The sequence below is a fragment of the Flavobacterium piscis genome (assembly GCF_031457575.1).
GTDB classification, from domain to species: domain Bacteria; phylum Bacteroidota; class Bacteroidia; order Flavobacteriales; family Flavobacteriaceae; genus Flavobacterium; species Flavobacterium piscis_A.
The window spans coordinates 594,762-612,122 of the sequence record NZ_JAVDWQ010000001.1; the positions used below are offsets into that span (position 1 = coordinate 594,762).

Consider the following 17,361-nt stretch of genomic DNA (forward strand, 5'->3'; position numbering starts at 1 on the left):
AATGACTCAAAATAAAACCTACATACAATCCTGCCTCACCATCCAAAACAATGAAATTGTTTTAAACGGAACTTCTGTATTCAAAACTGAACCAACTGATTTTGGTGATTTCGCAAAACAAGCGTATCGCAATTTTGATATTCAATATCCGAAGTTTTTCAAAATGGATGCTTTGAGCAAACTGGCTTTTTTAGGATCTGAATTACTTTTGGCTCCGATAACTTCATCGGATAAAGAAAATAATATCGCTTTGGTTTTGGCTAATAAATCCTCCAGTTTAGACACTGATGTAAAATATCAGGAATCAATTTCGGACAAAGAAAACTATTATCCGAGTCCGGCGGTTTTTGTTTATACGCTGCCCAATATTTGCCTGGGCGAAATAAGTATTCGCCATCAGCTGAAAAGTGAAAATTCTTTCTTTATATTTGATGCCTTCAACACGGATTTTATGTCGAATTATTCCAATATTCTTCTGAATACCAATAAGGCGGATATGGTTTTGTGCGGATGGGTAGAGTTTTTTAATGATAATTACAACGCTTTCCTGTGCACAATCGGCAAAGAAGAAAATACAAAATATACAAACGAAAATATCAATACATTATACAATAAATAATCATGGAAGCATTAAAAGAAGAATTAAAAAATAAAATCATCACGACTTTAAACTTAGAAGATATCGCAATCGAAGACATTGCTGATAACGATCCTTTGTTTGGAGACGGTTTAGGTTTGGACTCGATTGATGCACTGGAACTAATCGTGATTTTAGATAAAGATTACGGAATTAAATTGGTTGACCCAAAAGAGGGGAAAACCATTTTCCAATCCATCGAAACCATGGCGGGCTATATTAGTGCGAACAGAACAAAATAAATTTTTAGATTATTGGATATTCTTATTTATGTAATTTAAAAGTATAACAATCCAAAGATCTAAAAACCTAATAATCGAAATGAAAAAAGGTGTTGCAATAACAGGAATGGGAATTATCTCTTCGATTGGAAATTCAGTCGAGGAGAATTATATTTCGTTAATCGAAAATAAAACAGGCATCTCCCAAATTCAAAATATTCCGACTGTTCATGCTGATATTATCAAAGTTGGCGAGATCAAAAAAACCAATAAAGAATTGGTAAACGAATTGCAGCTTTCTGAAAATAATAATTTTTCGAGAACGGCTATGATTGGAACTTTAGCAGCTAAACAAGCTGTTGAAAATGCCGGGATTACATCAATCAACGAATTCAGGACCGGACTTATTTCTGCCACAAGCGTTGGCGGGATGGACATTACTGAAAAATATTATTACGATTATTTCAAACATCCTGAATTGGTTAAATACATTAGCTGTCATGATGGCGGTGATGTAGCTGAAAAAATTGCCGAGGAATTAGGTTTAAAAGGACTGGTTACAACAATTAGTACAGCCTGCTCATCGGCAGCAAACTCAATTATGCTGGGTGCACGATTGATCAGATCCGGAAAACTGGACCGCGTTATTGTTGGCGGAACAGATGCTTTGGCAAAATTCACCATCAACGGATTCAAAACTTTGATGATTTTATCTGACGATTACAACAAACCTTTTGACAATAATCGAAAAGGTTTGAACTTGGGTGAAGCAGCAGCTTATTTAGTTTTAGAATCAGAAGAAATGGTTCAGAAACAAAACAAAAAAGTTTTGGCCAGAGTTTCCGGTTACGGAAATGCAAACGATGCTTTTCATCAAACTGCCTCTTCAGAAAATGGCGATGGCGCTTATTTGGCGATGAAAAAAGCCTTTAAAGTTTCGGGTTTAAAACCTTCTCAAATTGACTACATCAACGTACACGGAACGGCAACACCTAACAATGATTTATCTGAAGGAAGAGCTATAAACCGGATTTATGGTGACGAAGAAGTGCCGGATTTCAGTTCCACCAAACCTTTTACCGGGCATACTTTGGCGGCAGCGGCGGCTATCGAAGCAGTTTACAGTATTTTGGCGATTCAGAATAATGTTGTTTATCCGAATCTGAATTTCGAAACTCAAATGGAAGAATTTGATTTGAAACCGCAGACTTCCTTAAAAAATAAAAATATTGAACACGTTTTGTCCAACTCTTTTGGATTTGGAGGAAATTGTTCTACTCTCATATTTTCAAAAAGCGAATGAAAACATATATAAATGGAATAGGTTGTATATCTGCTCAAAAAACATTTGATACTGTTTTTTTAGAGGAGGTCGTTGTAAATACTACTGAAAATGTATTGGCCGTGGTTGCTCCGGTTTATAAAGATTTCATTTCTCCTGTTGCTGCGAGACGAATGGCGAAAGGTGTTAAAAACGGAATAGTAGCTTCTGCTTTGGCCATGAAAGATGCCAATGTCGAAAATGTTGACGCCATTATTACCGGAACAGGTTTGGGATGTATTGAAGATTCTGAAAAATTTCTGAAAAATATTCTGGACAATAACGAAGAATTTCTAACTCCAACTTCTTTTATTCAGTCAACTCATAATACTGTTGGTGCTCAAATTGCTTTAACATTACAATGCAAAGGCTATAATTTCACATATGTTAATGGAGCTGTTTCTTTTGAATCGGCACTTTTGGATGCTAAAATGCAAATTGAAGAAGAAGACGTTAAGTCAGTTTTAGTAGGCGGCGTTGATGAAAACGGTGAATACACAACTGCTCTTTTCAAATTAAATGGTCGTATCAAAGCAGATAATACAGCACCTTATGATGTTTTAACCTCAACTTCAGGCGGTGCCGTTTATGGCGAAGGTGCCAGTTTTTTTGTTTTGGAAAATGAAAGAAATGATAATACGTATGCTGAAATTCTAGATATCGCTATTATCAATACTCTTGAAGAAAGCGAAATTGAAGATGAAATTAAATCTTTTCTGAAATCAAATAATTTAGATATTGAAGATATTGATGCTTTGGTTTTAGGTTTTGACGGAAATGCAGATTTTGAAAATTATTATAAAAATCTTGCTAAAAATGCTTTTGAAGAAATTCCTGTCTTGTATTACAAACATTTAAGCGGCGAGTATGATACGGCTTCGGCTTTTGGCTTATGGATGACAGCGAAAATTTTAAAAACACAGGAAATTCCGGAAATTGTAAAAGTAAATTCAATTGAAAAACCGGCTTACAAAACCATTTTATTATACAATCAGTTAAACGGAAAGAATCATAGCTTTACGTTACTTTCAAAATGATAACGCATAAAAACATTTCGTTATTTTTTATTTTTCTCCTGCTTTTATTGGTTCTTCTGAATCTTTATACAGCAATTAACTGGTTATGGTTTCCTGGTCTGATTTTAATCTGGCTTGGGATCAATGCTTTTGGTTCTGCCCGAATTTCTTCTAATTATCATGTAAAAACTTTCTGCAATAATCCATCTGAAACAGCAAAAAAAATTGCCATTACTTTTGATGATGGTCCGGGTTTTTTTACATTGGAAGTTTTAGAGCTTCTGAAAAAATACAATGCAAAAGCGACTTTTTTCTGTATCGGGAAAAACGTTGAACAACATCCGGAAATTGTAAAACAAATTATTGCCAAGGGTCATTTAGTTGGCAATCATTCTTATCATCATTCTCCTTTTTTTGATTTTTACAATGCCAAAAGAATCAGAGAAGAAATTGAAAAAACGGATGCCCTTCTTGAAAAATTCACTTCAAAAAAAATAAACTTTTTCCGTCCACCCTATGGAGTGACGACACCTTCAATTCGCAGGGCTTTGCAACTAACCGGTCACAAGGTTATTGGCTGGAATATCCGGTCCTTTGACGGCGGTACTAAAAATCAAAATTTAATTTTCAGTCGAATTATAAAACGGGTTTCTCCAGGCGGAATCGTACTTTTGCACGACACGGCATCACACTCTGTTTTGGTATTGGAACAGTTTTTGCAATTTCTGCAGCAAAACAATTATAAAGTGGTTTCTGTAGAGGAACTTTTGAACCTTAAAGCTTATGAAGACTAAAATATATTTATTCCTTTTACTAGTAATCGTTTTCGGTAATTCATTTGCTCAGGAACAAAAAATGACTGCAGCAGAAATCGCCACATTCAAACAAGATGTAAATGTTGTGGCAAAAAAAATAAAAACACTAAGTACCGATTTTGTGCAGTACAAACATTTGGATTTTTTATCAAAAGATATTGAAACTTCCGGAAAGATGATTTTCAAGGAACCGGGTCTTTTACAATGGCAATATAAAAAACCATACAATTATACTATAGTTTTTAAAAACGGGAAAATCCTGATTAATGACGAAGGAAAGAAAAGTGCCGTAGATATTGGTAACAGCAAAATTTTTGGACGAATCAATAAATTAATTGTGGGAAGCGTGAGCGGTAATATGTTTGATGACAAAGAATTTACGATTTCGTATTTTAAATTAAAAGGGCAAAATTTGGCGAAGTTCATTCCGAAAGATGCGACACTAAAAAAATACATCAAACAAATTGAACTGACTTTTGACCAGGAAGAAGCCACTGTTATACAAGTAAAACTTTTGGAATCATCTGACGATTATACGCGAATTGTTCTTAAAAATAAAATAATCAATGCAAAAATCGACGATTCAGTTTTTACTAATTAATTGCTTTTTAGCAGTTTTTCTAATTTCTTGCGGCTTGGTCACAAAAAATTATATGCCAAAAAAATTAGACAAAACGTCTTATGAAGTTCCGTATTTCTCCAATTCAAAAACCGATTATGTTTATAAAGCCAATATTATGGTTTACGGCCATGAATTATCCGGGATTTTTATTGCCAAAAAAATAAACGATACCACACACCGAATTGTTTTTACAACTGAGTTTGGAAACAAATTACTGGATTTTGAAATTTCTGAAACTGCTTTTAAAATCAATTCGATTGTTTCTGAATTAGACCGAAAAATACTGATTAATACGCTAAAAGAAGATTTTAGGTTACTGCTTAAAAAAGAATACCTGATTGAGCAACAATTTGAAAATGACGCTTCTGACATCTACAAATCAAAAGATGGAAAGCGTGACAACTACTTGTTTTTATCCAAAAAAGATAAAAAATTAGAAAAAGTCGTTCATTCATCAAAAATAAAAGAAAAAATAACTCTTACTTTTACTTCAGAAAACAATATTTTTGCGGAGAAAGTGGAGATTATTCATCAAAATATTAAACTGAAAATCGAGCTGAATTATTTTAAATCAGAATAGAATTTTAACCTAATCGTAAAATTAAATCTTTCTAAAAAATGAGAAAATTATCTGTAATTGCTTTTGTTTTATTTGTAAGCATCATGAATGCGCAAGTAACATTTAAACCTGGTTTAAGAGCCGGTGCCACTTTTTCTACATTTTCAAATACACGTTCAGATTATAAAACTGATTTTTATATTGGTGGTTTCGGTGAAATCAAATTAACTAAAATTTACACTCTGCAGCCTGAAATTACTTATAGCCAGCAAGGGTCAGATAATGTTAAAACCTTTGTTAGTTACAATAGCGGTCAGGATGTTGTTGAATCCAGGGATTTGGAAATTGACTACCTTTCGATTGCCATGATTAATAAATTTACTTTTAATGGTGGTTTTCAGGTTCAGGTGGGTCCAACTTTAGACTTTAGATTACGAGATAATTTAATCTATGAAAAATCTGATATTGATTTGGCTTTTATTACCGGTATTGGTTATAGACTGCCTTCGGGATTAACTTTTGAGGCTCGTTTCAAAAAAGGGCTGATAGATGTTTTAAACAGTGATTTTTACGGAAGCAAGAGTGATAATAGAGATTATTGGTTTGGTGATTATAATACAAATATCAGTTTTCAGTTGGGTATTTCTTTTCCTTTTGGTAAATAAAAAAATATGGTTTTAAAAGATTTTTACAAAGTTCTTTCAGAAGAGAAAACAGGAGATGCTAAATATAATTTTCGTATATTAGTTAATGCCGATCATGAGGTTTTTAAAGGTCATTTTCCGGGAAACCCAATTATGCCGGGAGTCTGCATGATTCAGATTATCAAAGAACTTACAGAATCTATAACGAAAAGTTCACTAATGATACAAACACTGACTAATGTAAAATTCATGGCACTGATCAATCCCGAAGTTAATCAGGAATTACGTTTGGAGCTTGACATTACAACCACAGATGAAAATTTGGTAAAAGTAAAAAACACCACTTATTTTAACGATACTGTTGCTTTAAAACTGAGCAATGTGTACAAAAAAATATAAAATATGAAACTTCTTTTTTCAATCTTTTTATGGATTGCTTTTATTGGAAATCCCGATTTGGCTTCTATTCGTAAAATGTACCCAACAGTTACAAAATCTGAAAACAATGCCAAAGAGTTTACGGCTAAGTTAGCGACTATTTCAAATGATGATGATAAAATTCTGGTAGCTTATAAAGCAGCTTCCATTTTATTGGAATCTAAGTTTGAGAAGAAACTGAAAGATAAAATGGAACGATTTAAAGAGGGGGCAAAACTATTGGAATCGACCATAAAAAATGACCCAAATAACATAGAAATCAGAATGATCCGTTTGAGCATTCAGGAAAATGTTCCTGGAATTACAGGATATAAAAAGAATATTAAAGAAGACAAAAAATTTATTACCGCACATTATAGTGAGCAAAATGCCACTTTAAAAGAATACTTAAAAGACTTTATTTTACAATCTGATAGTTTCTCTGATAAAGAAAAACAATTCGTGAAGTAAGCTAAAGCAAAACTCCAAATGAATTCTACTTTATCACAGCAAAAACAAGTAAATGCAACACATTTTTGTGTCATTGTTCCCACATACAACAATCACAAAACATTAAAAAGAATGCTGGATTCTATTTTAGATTTCACTACAAATATCATCATCGTCAATGACGGGTCGACTGATGAAACCTTTGGGATTTTAAAACAATATTCGCAGCTTACCCAAATTCATCATCCTAAAAATATAGGAAAAGGAAGAGCGCTGAGAAACGGATTTCGAAAAGCAATAGAAATGAATTTCGAATATGCGATTACGATCGATTCTGACGGTCAGCATTTTGCTTCTGATATTCCAGGTTTTATTGAGGCAATTCAAAAAGAACCCAATTCTTTATTGATTGGAAGCCGAAATATGACACAGGAAAACGTGCCAAAGAAAAGCAGTTTTGGAAATAAATTTTCTAATTTTTGGTTTTGGTTTGAAACCGGAATCAAACTCGAAGATACCCAATCCGGTTTCAGATTGTATCCTTTACGATTAATTCCGAAACAATTTTATACCAATAAATTTGAGTTTGAAATTGAAGTCATTGTGCGTTCAGCCTGGAAAGGAATTGTTGTAAAAAACATTCCGATCAGGATTTTATATGATCCTGCAGAGCGCGTTTCGCACTTTCGTCCTTTCAAGGATTTTACACGAATCAGTATTTTAAATACCGTTCTGGTTATCAATGCATTACTGTATATAAAACCCCGGGACTTTTTTCGAAGAGCAAAAAAAAAAGGCCTTAAAAAATTCTTCCTTGAAGATATTTTAGAGAGCGGAGATTCTAATTTCAAAAAATCTGCAGCTATTGCTTTAGGAGTTTTTATCGGAATTTCTCCTTTTTGGGGTTTTCAAACCGTCTTGCTTTTTACTTTCGCAGCTTTATTCAGGCTTAATAAAGTCATAGCCTACATGGCTTCGAATATAAGTTTTCCTCCTTTTATCCCGTTTGTTATTTATGGCTCATTAAAAATGGGAAGCTATTTTGTACCTACTGATATACCCTTAATTTTAGACAGCTCCATTACAATTGATGATATTCAAAAAAATGCAACACAATATATCGTCGGAAGTCTTACTTTAGCATCCGTTTCAGCGCTGTTTTTTGGAGTTATCAGTTATTTGCTTTTAACTGTTTTCAGTAAAAAAAATATGGAATAACTTTGGCGAAAATTCATATCAGGAAAATCTAAAATTTTAAAAATGCATCAGTATTTCTACGCCATACATCAATTTGTAAACCGAAGAAAATCTTTATCGGTTTTATTGGCTGTTCTGTTGCTTTTTATATTTGGATTTTTTGCTTCTCAAATCAAATTTGAAGAAGATATTACCAAACTTATTCCAACAAGCGACAAAGCGGATGTGACGGCAAAAGTGCTGAAACAGCTCAATTTTGCCGACAAAATCACGGTTATTTTCAAAGTCGGAAAAAACGGAACTGACGAGGATTTAAAAGAAATGGCAGCTGCTTTTTCGGATAGTGTAGCTCAATCCTGTAAACCTTACGTTACAGGAATCCAGGGCAAAATTGATGAGGAAAATATTCAGGAAACTATTGATTTTGTCTACCAAAATCTTCCGCTTTTTCTGGAAAATAAGGATTACGAAGCAATTCAAAATAAACTTCAAAAAGACAGTATTTCAGCAACCGTTCAGGGAAATTACAAATCGATTATTTCACCATCCGGATTTGTAACCAAAGATTTTATTCTGCAGGATCCTCTAGGGATTTCATTTATCGCTTTAAAGAAATTACAACAGCTCAATGTTGGTGATGATTTTATACTGGACAACGGTTTTGTAATGACCAAAGACAAAAAGAAATTGCTGCTTTTTATCACCTCCAATCTTCCATCAAGCGAAACTGAAAAAAATACGATTTTTGCGGCAAAACTCAAATCCATTCAGGAAAATCTCAACCAGCAATATACAACCAAAGCTGCTGTCAGTTATTTTGGTTCAGCTTTGATTGCGGTTGCAAACGCCAATCAAATTAAAAGCGATATTATCTTAACGACAACTATTGCAATGTTTACGTTGATGTTAATTTTGATTTTATTTTACAGAACAATTTTTATCCCCATAATTATTTTTATTCCAACAGTTTTCGGTGCTTTGTTTGCCGTTGCATTTTTATATTTTGTAAAAGAACAAATTTCAGCCATTTCACTCGGAATTGGTTCTATTTTATTGGGAATCACCATTGACTATTCCTTGCACATTCTTACACATTACAAACACAACAGCGATGTAAAAACTTTGTACAAAGACATTACAATGCCTGTAATTATGAGCAGTTCAACGACAGCCGTTGCTTTTTTATGCCTGCTTTTTGTAAAATCTGATGCACTGAATGATCTGGGAATTTTCGCAGCTGTCATTGTAATGACTTCGGCGTTTTTCTCTCTTTTGATCATTCCTCATTTATACAAACCAAAAGAAAATAATTTTGAACACAAGAAAAATGTAATTGATAAATTAGCTCATTTTTCTTTTCATAACAATAAATTTCTAATTAGCTTTTGCCTTTTAATTACGATTGTTTGTTTTTTTACTTATAACAATGTTGGTTTCAACAATGATTTGTCGCAATTGAATTTTGTTCCAAAGGAAATAAAAGCCGCAGAAAAAGATCTGGAAGAAAGTACCAGTTTAACTTCAAAAACAATTTATGTAGCTTCATACGGAAAAAGTATGGAGGAGGTTTTGCAAAACAACAGCCAGCTTTTTCAGGATTTATCTGCAGCAAAACAACAAAATAAAATTCTAAATTTCAGTTCTGTAGGTGGAATAATGCTTTCGCAGAAGGAACAGCAACAGAAAATTAGCACGTGGAATTCGTTTTGGGATGACAATAAAAAGCAGCTTTTAAAATCAGAATTGATTACTGAAAGTTCAAAATTTGGGTTTAAACCCACTACCTATACTGCCTTTTTTGATCATTTGTATTTTAATTTCAAACCCATTTCAGCCGAAGATTATTTAAAAATACAGGCTTTGCAATTGCATGAATTTGTAACTCAAAAAAATGGATTTTTTACGATTTCGACTTTAGTAAAAGTGACACCTCAACAACGTGATGTTTTTGTAAAATCGGCTGCAGCCAAAAATAATCTGATTGCAATTGATCGCCAGCAAATGAATGAAACTTTTTTCAGCACTTTGAAAACCGACTTTAATTCGCTTGTCAATTATTCGTTTATCGCCGTAATTTTAATTTTGTTTTTCTTTTTCCGAAGAATCGAATTGGTTATCGTCAGCTGTATTCCGATTGCCTTAACGGGAATTGTAACAGCCGGAATTATGGCAATCTTTGGTATTCAGATGAATATTTTCAGTATGATTGTCTGCACTTTGATTTTTGGGCATGGTGTCGATTTTAGTATTTTCATGACAAGTGCGCTCCAGAAAGAATATACCACCGGAAAAAACGAAATTGCGATTTACAGGACTTCCATAATTTTGGCCGTAATTACAACGATTTTAGGTATTGGCGCAATGATTTTTGCAGAGCATCCTGCGTTGCAATCTATTTCATCTGTTTCCTTAATTGGAGTTTTTGCCGCATTGATTATTACGTTTATTTTCTACCCTATTCTATTCAAATTATTTATTACGAATCGTGCGAAAAAAGGAAATGCCCCTTTTCAATTGCGAACGTTTTTTCATGGGGTTGTATCCTTTTTCTACTACGGAATGGGCGGTATTTTAATGTCCCTTTTTAGTTTTACCATTATGCCGATTCTTCCCATAAAGGAAAAAACAAAAATGAAAGGTTTTCGATATGTGATTTCAAAATTCATGAAATCGGTGCTTTATTCGAGTCCATATCTTCATAAAAAAGTAATCAATAAATTCAATGAGAATTTCGATAAGCCAGCCATTATAATTGCCAACCATTCTTCATTTCTGGATATTCTGTCCATGGGAATGCTGAGTCCAAAAATTATTTTTTTGGTAAATGACTGGGTGTACAACTCTCCTGTTTTTGGCGGTACGGTCAGAAAAGCAGGTTTTTATCCCGTTTCTGAAGGATTAGAAAGCGGAGTCGAACATTTACGTCAAAAAGTAAATGAAGGATATTCGCTGATGATTTTTCCGGAAGGAACACGGTCTGAAAGCAATCAGATCAACCGTTTTCATAAAGGTGCTTTCTATCTTGCTGAGGAATTCAATTTAGATATTGTCCCTGTTTTGATTCATGGTGCTTCAGAAGCGATTCCGAAAGGTGATTTTGTAATTCATGACAGCACTCTGACCATTTCTATTTTAGAAAGAATCTCACCTGATAATTTTTCGTTTGGAAAAAATTACATTGAGAGAACCAAACAATTAAGTTCCTATTTTAAAACTGAATTTAGTAAAATTCGTAAAGAACTCGAAGGCCCTGAATATTTCAAAAAAATGCTGACCAACAGTTATGACTATAAAGAAATTGAAGTCATAAATAGTATCAAAAACAATTTAAAAACTCATTTGGAAGTATATCATCGCTTAAACGGTCATCTTTCGGCGAAAGCCAAAATATTGCATTTATCAAACGATTACGGACAATTAGATGTGTTATTGACCCTGCAGGAACCACAAAGAAAAATATATTCATATAGTACTGACGAAGAAAAACGAGATGTTGCCAAAACCAATTATATCGTTAAAAAAAGAAAAATCATTTATCTGGAAAATATAGAAACGGTGATTCAAAATCAATACGATGCTGTTTTAATTTCAGATGAAAAACACAAAACCGATTTAGAGAAAATTACTTCAGTGACTTCCTGTATTATTTTAATCGATAATCCAGGTTTAAAAAGCACTTTGATTAATTTTGGTTTCGATTCTGTTTTGGAAGAAGATTCCATAATCGTATTAAAGAAAATTTAGAGATGAAAGAGCAATATGATGTGGTAATTGTTGGGAGCGGTTTAGGCGGTTTAGTTTCATCGATTATTCTGGCTAAAGAAGGCTACAGCGTTTGTGTGCTCGAAAAAAACAATCAATACGGTGGAAATTTACAGACTTTTGTCCGGGATAAAACTATTTTTGATACCGGAATTCATTACATAGGAGGTTTAGGTGAAGGACAAAACCTGTATAAATATTTTAAATATCTGGGCATTGTTGACCAATTGCATTTAAAAAAACTGGACGAAAATGGTTTTGATATTATCTCTTTTGAAGATGATCAAAACGAATATCCGCATGCTCAGGGTTACGACAATTTCGTTAAACAATTAGAGCATTATTTCCCGGAAGAAAAATCAAATATCGAAGACTATTGTCAAAGATTAAGAACAATTTGCGATTCTTTTCCACTCTATAATTTGGAATATGAAGGTAAATATGACAATGCTATTTTAGAATTAAATGCTAAGGCAACTATTGACGAATGCACAAAAAATGAAAAATTAAGAGCCGTTTTAGGAGGTTCTAATTTTTTATATGCCGGAATTGCAGACAAATCTCCTTTTTATGTTCATGCTCTTTCGGTTAACTCCTATATTCAGAGTTCCTGGCGCTGCATTAATGGCGGCAGTCAGATTACGAAACAATTACTCAAACAGCTAAAAAAACACGGAGGAGCGTTTTATAAATACAAGGAAGTTACCCGTTTTAATGTGGAAAACAACAAAGTAACTTCGGTAAATATGAAAGATGGAACCCAACTTTCAGGCTCTTATTTTATCTCGAATATAGAACCAAAAACCACACTGAAATTAGCCGGCGAAGAGAACTTCAGGAAATCATTTTACAGTCGGATCCAGAGCCTTGAAGGCGTTATTTCTGCCTTCAGCATCTATATTGTTTTTAAGCCGGAAACTTTTAAATACATCAATCATAATCATTATCATTTTAAAAAAAGCAACGAAGTCTGGACTGCTCATGATTATGATGAAGATTCATGGCCAAAAGCTTTTATGGCTTCTATGAATGCTTCAAAAAAACAGGAAGAATGGGCAGAAGGAATGACGTGTATTACCTACATGAAATATGACGATGTCGCTCCCTGGATCGATACCTTTAATACAACGGCTGAAAAAAATGACAGGGGAGAAAGTTATGAAGAATTTAAATCCAGAAAAACGGCGAAATTTTTAAATGAAATTGAATTGAAATTCCCCGGAATCAAAGATTGTATTCGATCAGTTCACACCTCAACACCACTTTCTTATCGTGATTATATTGGCGGCGACAAAGGCAATATGTACGGTTACGTAAAAGATTCAAACAATCCGATGAAAACCCTGATTGCATCAAAAACTAAACTGGATAATTTATATTTAACCGGGCAAAGCATCAATATGCATGGTGTTTTGGGTGTTACAATTGGTGCAGTGGTAACCTGTTCTGAAATTGTTGGAAAAGAATATTTAGTAACCAAAATCAATAAAGCATCTGAATAAAAACGTGGGTATGAAGAATCGAGTTATAATACTTTTCTTTGTTGGATTTTGGTTGGTTTTCGCTTCCTGCGGTACCTCAAAATCAAAACGCCATTTACCGGATGTTACGAATTACAATACAGTAAAACCCGTTGTAACCAAACAATCCGATACGGTTTTTATTTCCGGTAAAAATTCATTTTTAAAAAATAAACAAGGTCTTTGGGAGTTGTATGTTGAAGGTGGCCCGTTTGAAATTGGACTAACCACAGGAGCCTTATCCGATTCACTTTTGCAACAACAGGAAAAAATATTTTTCTCCAGAATTGAAGATATTGTTCCTTCAAAATTACAGCAAAAAATACTCCGGAATTTTCTAAAATGGTACAATCGGAAATTATATACTAATGTCCCGGAAGAATATCAAACCGAAATTTATGGGGTTTCGCAATACACTTCTCAGAATTTTAATGATATAGCACCACAATACCAACGCAGTTTATATTTGCATGCTGCCCATGATATTGGTCATGCCTTGCAGGATTTGGCTTTGGTAGGCTGCTCCTCATTTGCCGCCTGGGGAGAAAAATCAGAGAACGGGAGTTTAATTCTGGGTCGTAATTTTGATTTTTATGTAAATGACGCTTTCGCTGAAAATAAAATAGTTGCCTTTATAAAACCAGAAGAAGGATATCCGTTTATGATGGTCACCTGGCCCGGAATGATTGGTGCGGTTTCAGGAATGAATAAGGAAGGTTTAACTGTGACGATTAATGCATCGAAATCTAAAATTCCGATGAGTGCCAAAACCCCGATTTCTATTTTGACCCGGGAAATTTTACAACATGCAAAAAACATTGAGGAAGCTATTGCCATTGCAAAAAAAAGAAAGGTCTTTGTTTCTGAATCTATTATGGTAGGAAGTGCCCAGGATAATAAAGCCATTTTGATTGAAGTTTCTCCCAGGAAAATGGATGTTTACGACGTTCCAAACAGCAATCAATTAATTTGTTCGAATCATTTTCAAAGTAACAATTTAAAAAATGACAAACGGAATCAATCGCAAATTACCACTAGCCATTCTAAATATCGTTATGACAGGATGCAGGAACTTTTTTCAGAAAAACCGAAAATCAATCCTGAAATCGCTTCTGAAATTCTTAGAAATAAAGAGGGCTTGGAAAATATCTCTTTAGGTTATGGCAACGAAAAAGCATTAAATCAATTGATGGCGCATCACGGAATTATTTTTAAACCGAAAGAAAAAAGGGTTTGGGTTTCGGCAAATCCCTATCAATTGGGAGAGTTTGTCTGTTACAATTTAGATTCTGTTTTTAAAGAAAGAAAAACTGATTTTATAATTTCATTTGAAGAAGAAAAACTGACTATCCCTAAAGACCCATTTTTAGAAACTGCTGCATTTCAAAACTATCAGAAATTTAGAATTGAAGATCATAAAATAGATGTATTTTTGAAAAATAAAACGGAAATCACATCTGAATTTATAGCAAATTACCAATCCCTAAACCCTGATTATTGGGTTGTGTATTACAAAGCAGGACTGTACTTTTATCAAAAAAAACAATTTCATCTGGCTCAAAATAATTTTGAAAAAACATTGACAAAAGAAATTACAACAACTCCTGAAAAAACGACAATTGAAAAATATTTAAAAAAAATCAAAAGAAAATGACCATTATTCCAGCAATAGAAAAGGATTCTTTAGAACAGATTAAAATTTTTCAGGAACGAAAATTAGCCGAATTTTTAGAATATATCAGTCAAAATTCACCTTTTTACAAACGGTTATTCAAGGAAAAAAATATTGATCTTTCGAAGATTAAAACCCTTGAGGATTTACAACTTTTACCCGTCACTACAAAAGAAGATTTACAACAATATAATGATGATTTTTTGTGCGTGCCACTGCATAAAATTATTGATTATGCCTCTACTTCCGGAACATTGGGCGATCCCGTAACTTTTGGCTTAACTGATTCTGATTTGGATCGACTGGCGTATAATGAAGCCATTTCGTTTGCCTGTGCCGGAATTGCAGAAGGTGATGTGGTACAATTGATGACGACAATCGACCGGAAATTTATGGCCGGTTTGGCTTATTTTCTTGGACTTCGAAAACTGAAAGTGGGTGTTATCCGCGTTGGTGCCGGAATTCCGGAATTGCAATGGGATTCTATTTTAAAATACAAACCTTCGTATCTGATTACCGTTCCTTCTTTTTTACTAAAGCTAATTGAATATGCCGAAATTCACGGAATCGACTATAATAATTCAAGTATCAAAGGAGCAATTTGTATTGGGGAATCGTTGAGAAATCAGGATTTTTCGATGAACATCTTGTCAAAAAAAATAACTGATAAATGGAATATTAAGTTGTTTTCGACTTATGCTTCTACCGAAATGAGTACTGCTTTTACTGAATGTGAACACGGTGTTGGCGGTCATCATCATCCGGAATTGATTATTATTGAAGTTTTAGATGAAAATAATATTCCTGTAAAAAATGGAGAAGTGGGTGAATTGACGTTTACCACTTTAGGAATTGAAGCCATGCCGTTGTTGCGTTTTAAAACCGGTGATATTGTACAACTTCACAATGAGCCTTGTGCCTGTGGTAGAAATACTGTACGCGTTGGTCCGGTTGTAGGCCGTAAAAAACAAATGATCAAATACAAAGGAACAACACTTTATCCGCCGGCAATGAATGATGTTTTGAGCGATTTTGATACTATTGAAAATCACATTATTGAAATCTCTACCAATGATTTAGGTACTGATGAAATCCTTATCAAAATTGCCGTAAAAAATCAATCACCTGAATTTTTACAGGAAATCAAAGATCATTTCAGGGCTAAATTACGAGTAACTCCTAAAATTGAATTTACTTCAAAAGAAATTTTAAATCCTTTGGTTTTTAACCCGATGAGTAGAAAACCAATTCGCTTTTTTGATTTCCGAAATAACATATAGAACTTTTTTTTCACCATATAGTTCATTCTAGCTTTGTGTAAAGTTTTATATGAACTTATATTACTTATATGGTTTAATTTCAACGCTTTGAATCTCACTATTAATGTTTTGCGTGGATTCAGCTAAAAAGTTGTAATTTTGCAAAAAATAGTGAAGATGGTCAAGATTGGCAACATAGAATTACCCGAATTTCCTTTATTACTTGCACCGATGGAAGATGTGAGCGATCCACCGTTTCGCAGATTATGCAAAACCCACGGTGCTGACATGATGTATTCTGAATTTATTTCTTCGGAGGGGTTGATTCGTGATGCTATCAAAAGCCGAATGAAGCTGGATATTTTTGATTATGAACGCCCAGTTGGAATTCAGATTTTTGGAGGTGATGAAGAAGCAATGGCACTTTCGTCTAAAATTGTTTCTACGGTAAAACCGGATTTGGTTGATATTAATTTTGGATGTCCCGTTAAAAAGGTAGTTTGTAAAGGTGCCGGCGCGGGTGTTTTGAAAGATGTAGATTTGATGGTGCGTTTAACCAAGGCCGTTATCCGAAGTACTGATTTGCCTGTAACGGTAAAAACGCGTTTGGGCTGGGATGACAATTCCATTAACATTGATGAAGTTGCCGAAAGACTTCAGGATATTGGTGTTCAGGCTTTAACCATTCACGCCAGAACCCGAGCGCAAATGTATAAAGGACACGCTGATTGGTCGCATATTGCACGCGTAAAAAATAACCCGAGAATTACAATGCCTATTTTTGGAAACGGCGATATCGACTGTCCTGAAAAAGCATTAAAATATAAAAATGAATATGGCATTGACGGCATCATGATTGGTCGTGCCGCTATTGGTTATCCCTGGATTTTTAATGAAATCAAACACTATTTTAAAACCGGAGAACATTTAGCTGCTCCAACCGTTGCTGATCGTGTTGAAGCTGCCAGAAATCATTTAATCTGGTCGATGGAATGGAAAGGCGAACGTTTAGGAATTGTAGAAATGCGCCGTCATTATACCAATTATTTCAAAGGAATTCACTCGTTTAAGGAATATAAGCAAAAGTTAGTCACCACTGATACACCTGAAGATTTATTCGCTGTTATGAAAGAAATTGAACAGGTTTATGCGGGTTATGAATTTGTTTAAAAAAACATAAAAAAGAGGCTGTCCTTACTTTTCGGACAGCCTCTTTTTCTTTGTAGTACTCGGATTAGAGGAGATGGAG

At 34.0% G+C, this 17,361-nt stretch carries 16 protein-coding genes; all 16 read left to right on the top strand.

Going from position 1 to position 17,361, the window contains the following annotated elements; translation table 11 throughout:
* The first annotated feature begins 1 nt into the window (after nucleotide 1).
* The 16 genes from J2W48_RS02570 to dusB all read left to right on the top strand — a co-directional run bounded on the left by J2W48_RS02570 (nucleotide 2) and on the right by dusB (nucleotide 17,282).
* The gene (locus J2W48_RS02570) at nucleotides 2-619 is read left to right on the top strand and encodes a beta-ketoacyl-[acyl-carrier-protein] synthase family protein (RefSeq protein ID WP_310277590.1); all 618 of its coding nucleotides are present in this window, start codon (nucleotides 2-4) and stop codon (nucleotides 617-619) included.
* Between the two features lie 2 nt (nucleotides 620-621).
* On the top strand, nucleotides 622-879 hold the full coding sequence (locus tag J2W48_RS02575; RefSeq protein ID WP_310277593.1) for a phosphopantetheine-binding protein: 258 nt from the start codon (nucleotides 622-624) through the stop codon (nucleotides 877-879).
* A 79-nt stretch (nucleotides 880-958) separates the two neighbouring features.
* The gene (locus J2W48_RS02580; RefSeq protein ID WP_310277596.1) at nucleotides 959-2,161 is read left to right on the top strand and encodes a beta-ketoacyl-[acyl-carrier-protein] synthase family protein; all 1,203 of its coding nucleotides are present in this window, start codon (nucleotides 959-961) and stop codon (nucleotides 2,159-2,161) included.
* Nucleotides 2,158-3,216, top strand: a complete 1,059-nt coding sequence (locus J2W48_RS02585) for a beta-ketoacyl synthase N-terminal-like domain-containing protein (protein WP_310277599.1) — start codon at nucleotides 2,158-2,160, stop codon at nucleotides 3,214-3,216. The genes J2W48_RS02580 and J2W48_RS02585 overlap by 4 nt, the downstream gene beginning before the upstream one ends.
* Entirely contained in the window at nucleotides 3,213-3,989 is a 777-nt protein-coding gene (locus tag J2W48_RS02590) for a polysaccharide deacetylase family protein (RefSeq protein WP_310277603.1), read from the top strand. Before J2W48_RS02585 ends, J2W48_RS02590 begins: the two co-directional genes overlap by 4 nt.
* Nucleotides 3,979-4,611 (top strand): flexirubin biosynthesis/transport protein LolA2, encoded by a 633-nt coding sequence (gene lolA2, locus J2W48_RS02595; RefSeq protein WP_310277606.1) that lies wholly within the window; start codon nucleotides 3,979-3,981, stop codon nucleotides 4,609-4,611. The genes J2W48_RS02590 and lolA2 overlap by 11 nt, the downstream gene beginning before the upstream one ends.
* Nucleotides 4,577-5,212: a flexirubin biosynthesis protein LolB2 gene (gene lolB2 / locus J2W48_RS02600; protein WP_475690757.1), complete on the top strand. Its 636-nt coding sequence runs from the start codon at nucleotides 4,577-4,579 to the stop codon at nucleotides 5,210-5,212. The genes lolA2 and lolB2 overlap by 35 nt, the downstream gene beginning before the upstream one ends.
* A 38-nt stretch (nucleotides 5,213-5,250) precedes the next feature.
* On the top strand, nucleotides 5,251-5,856 hold the full coding sequence (locus tag J2W48_RS02605; RefSeq protein ID WP_310277613.1) for an outer membrane beta-barrel protein: 606 nt from the start codon (nucleotides 5,251-5,253) through the stop codon (nucleotides 5,854-5,856).
* 6 nt (nucleotides 5,857-5,862) lie between these two features.
* Nucleotides 5,863-6,234 (top strand): ApeI family dehydratase, encoded by a 372-nt coding sequence (locus tag J2W48_RS02610; RefSeq protein ID WP_310277616.1) that lies wholly within the window; start codon nucleotides 5,863-5,865, stop codon nucleotides 6,232-6,234.
* A 3-nt stretch (nucleotides 6,235-6,237) separates the two neighbouring features.
* Nucleotides 6,238-6,723 carry a hypothetical protein gene (locus tag J2W48_RS02615; protein ID WP_310277619.1) on the top strand — a complete coding sequence of 162 codons (486 nt, stop codon included), beginning with the start codon at nucleotides 6,238-6,240 and terminating at the stop codon, nucleotides 6,721-6,723.
* An 18-nt stretch (nucleotides 6,724-6,741) separates the two neighbouring features.
* Entirely contained in the window at nucleotides 6,742-7,920 is a 1,179-nt protein-coding gene (locus tag J2W48_RS02620) for a DUF2062 domain-containing protein (RefSeq protein ID WP_310277622.1), read from the top strand.
* Nucleotides 7,921-7,962: 42 nt separating this feature from the next.
* A complete protein-coding gene (locus J2W48_RS02625) occupies nucleotides 7,963-11,643 on the top strand; it encodes a 1-acyl-sn-glycerol-3-phosphate acyltransferase (RefSeq protein ID WP_310277625.1) in 3,681 nt (1,226 codons plus the stop codon).
* A gap of 2 nt (nucleotides 11,644-11,645) precedes the next feature.
* Nucleotides 11,646-13,163, top strand: a complete 1,518-nt coding sequence (locus tag J2W48_RS02630; RefSeq protein ID WP_310277629.1) for a phytoene desaturase family protein — start codon at nucleotides 11,646-11,648, stop codon at nucleotides 13,161-13,163.
* A gap of 10 nt (nucleotides 13,164-13,173) precedes the next feature.
* Complete coding sequence (locus tag J2W48_RS02635) at nucleotides 13,174-14,835, top strand: C45 family autoproteolytic acyltransferase/hydrolase (protein WP_310277632.1); 1,662 nt, start codon at nucleotides 13,174-13,176, stop codon at nucleotides 14,833-14,835.
* Between the two features lie 2 nt (nucleotides 14,836-14,837).
* Complete coding sequence (flxY, locus tag J2W48_RS02640; protein ID WP_310277911.1) at nucleotides 14,838-16,133, top strand: flexirubin biosynthesis putative acyl-CoA ligase FlxY; 1,296 nt, start codon at nucleotides 14,838-14,840, stop codon at nucleotides 16,131-16,133.
* 156 nt (nucleotides 16,134-16,289) lie between these two features.
* Nucleotides 16,290-17,282, top strand: coding sequence for a tRNA dihydrouridine synthase DusB (gene dusB / locus J2W48_RS02645; protein ID WP_310277636.1), 993 nt, complete (start codon nucleotides 16,290-16,292; stop codon nucleotides 17,280-17,282).
* Nucleotides 17,283-17,361: the final 79 nt, after the last annotated feature.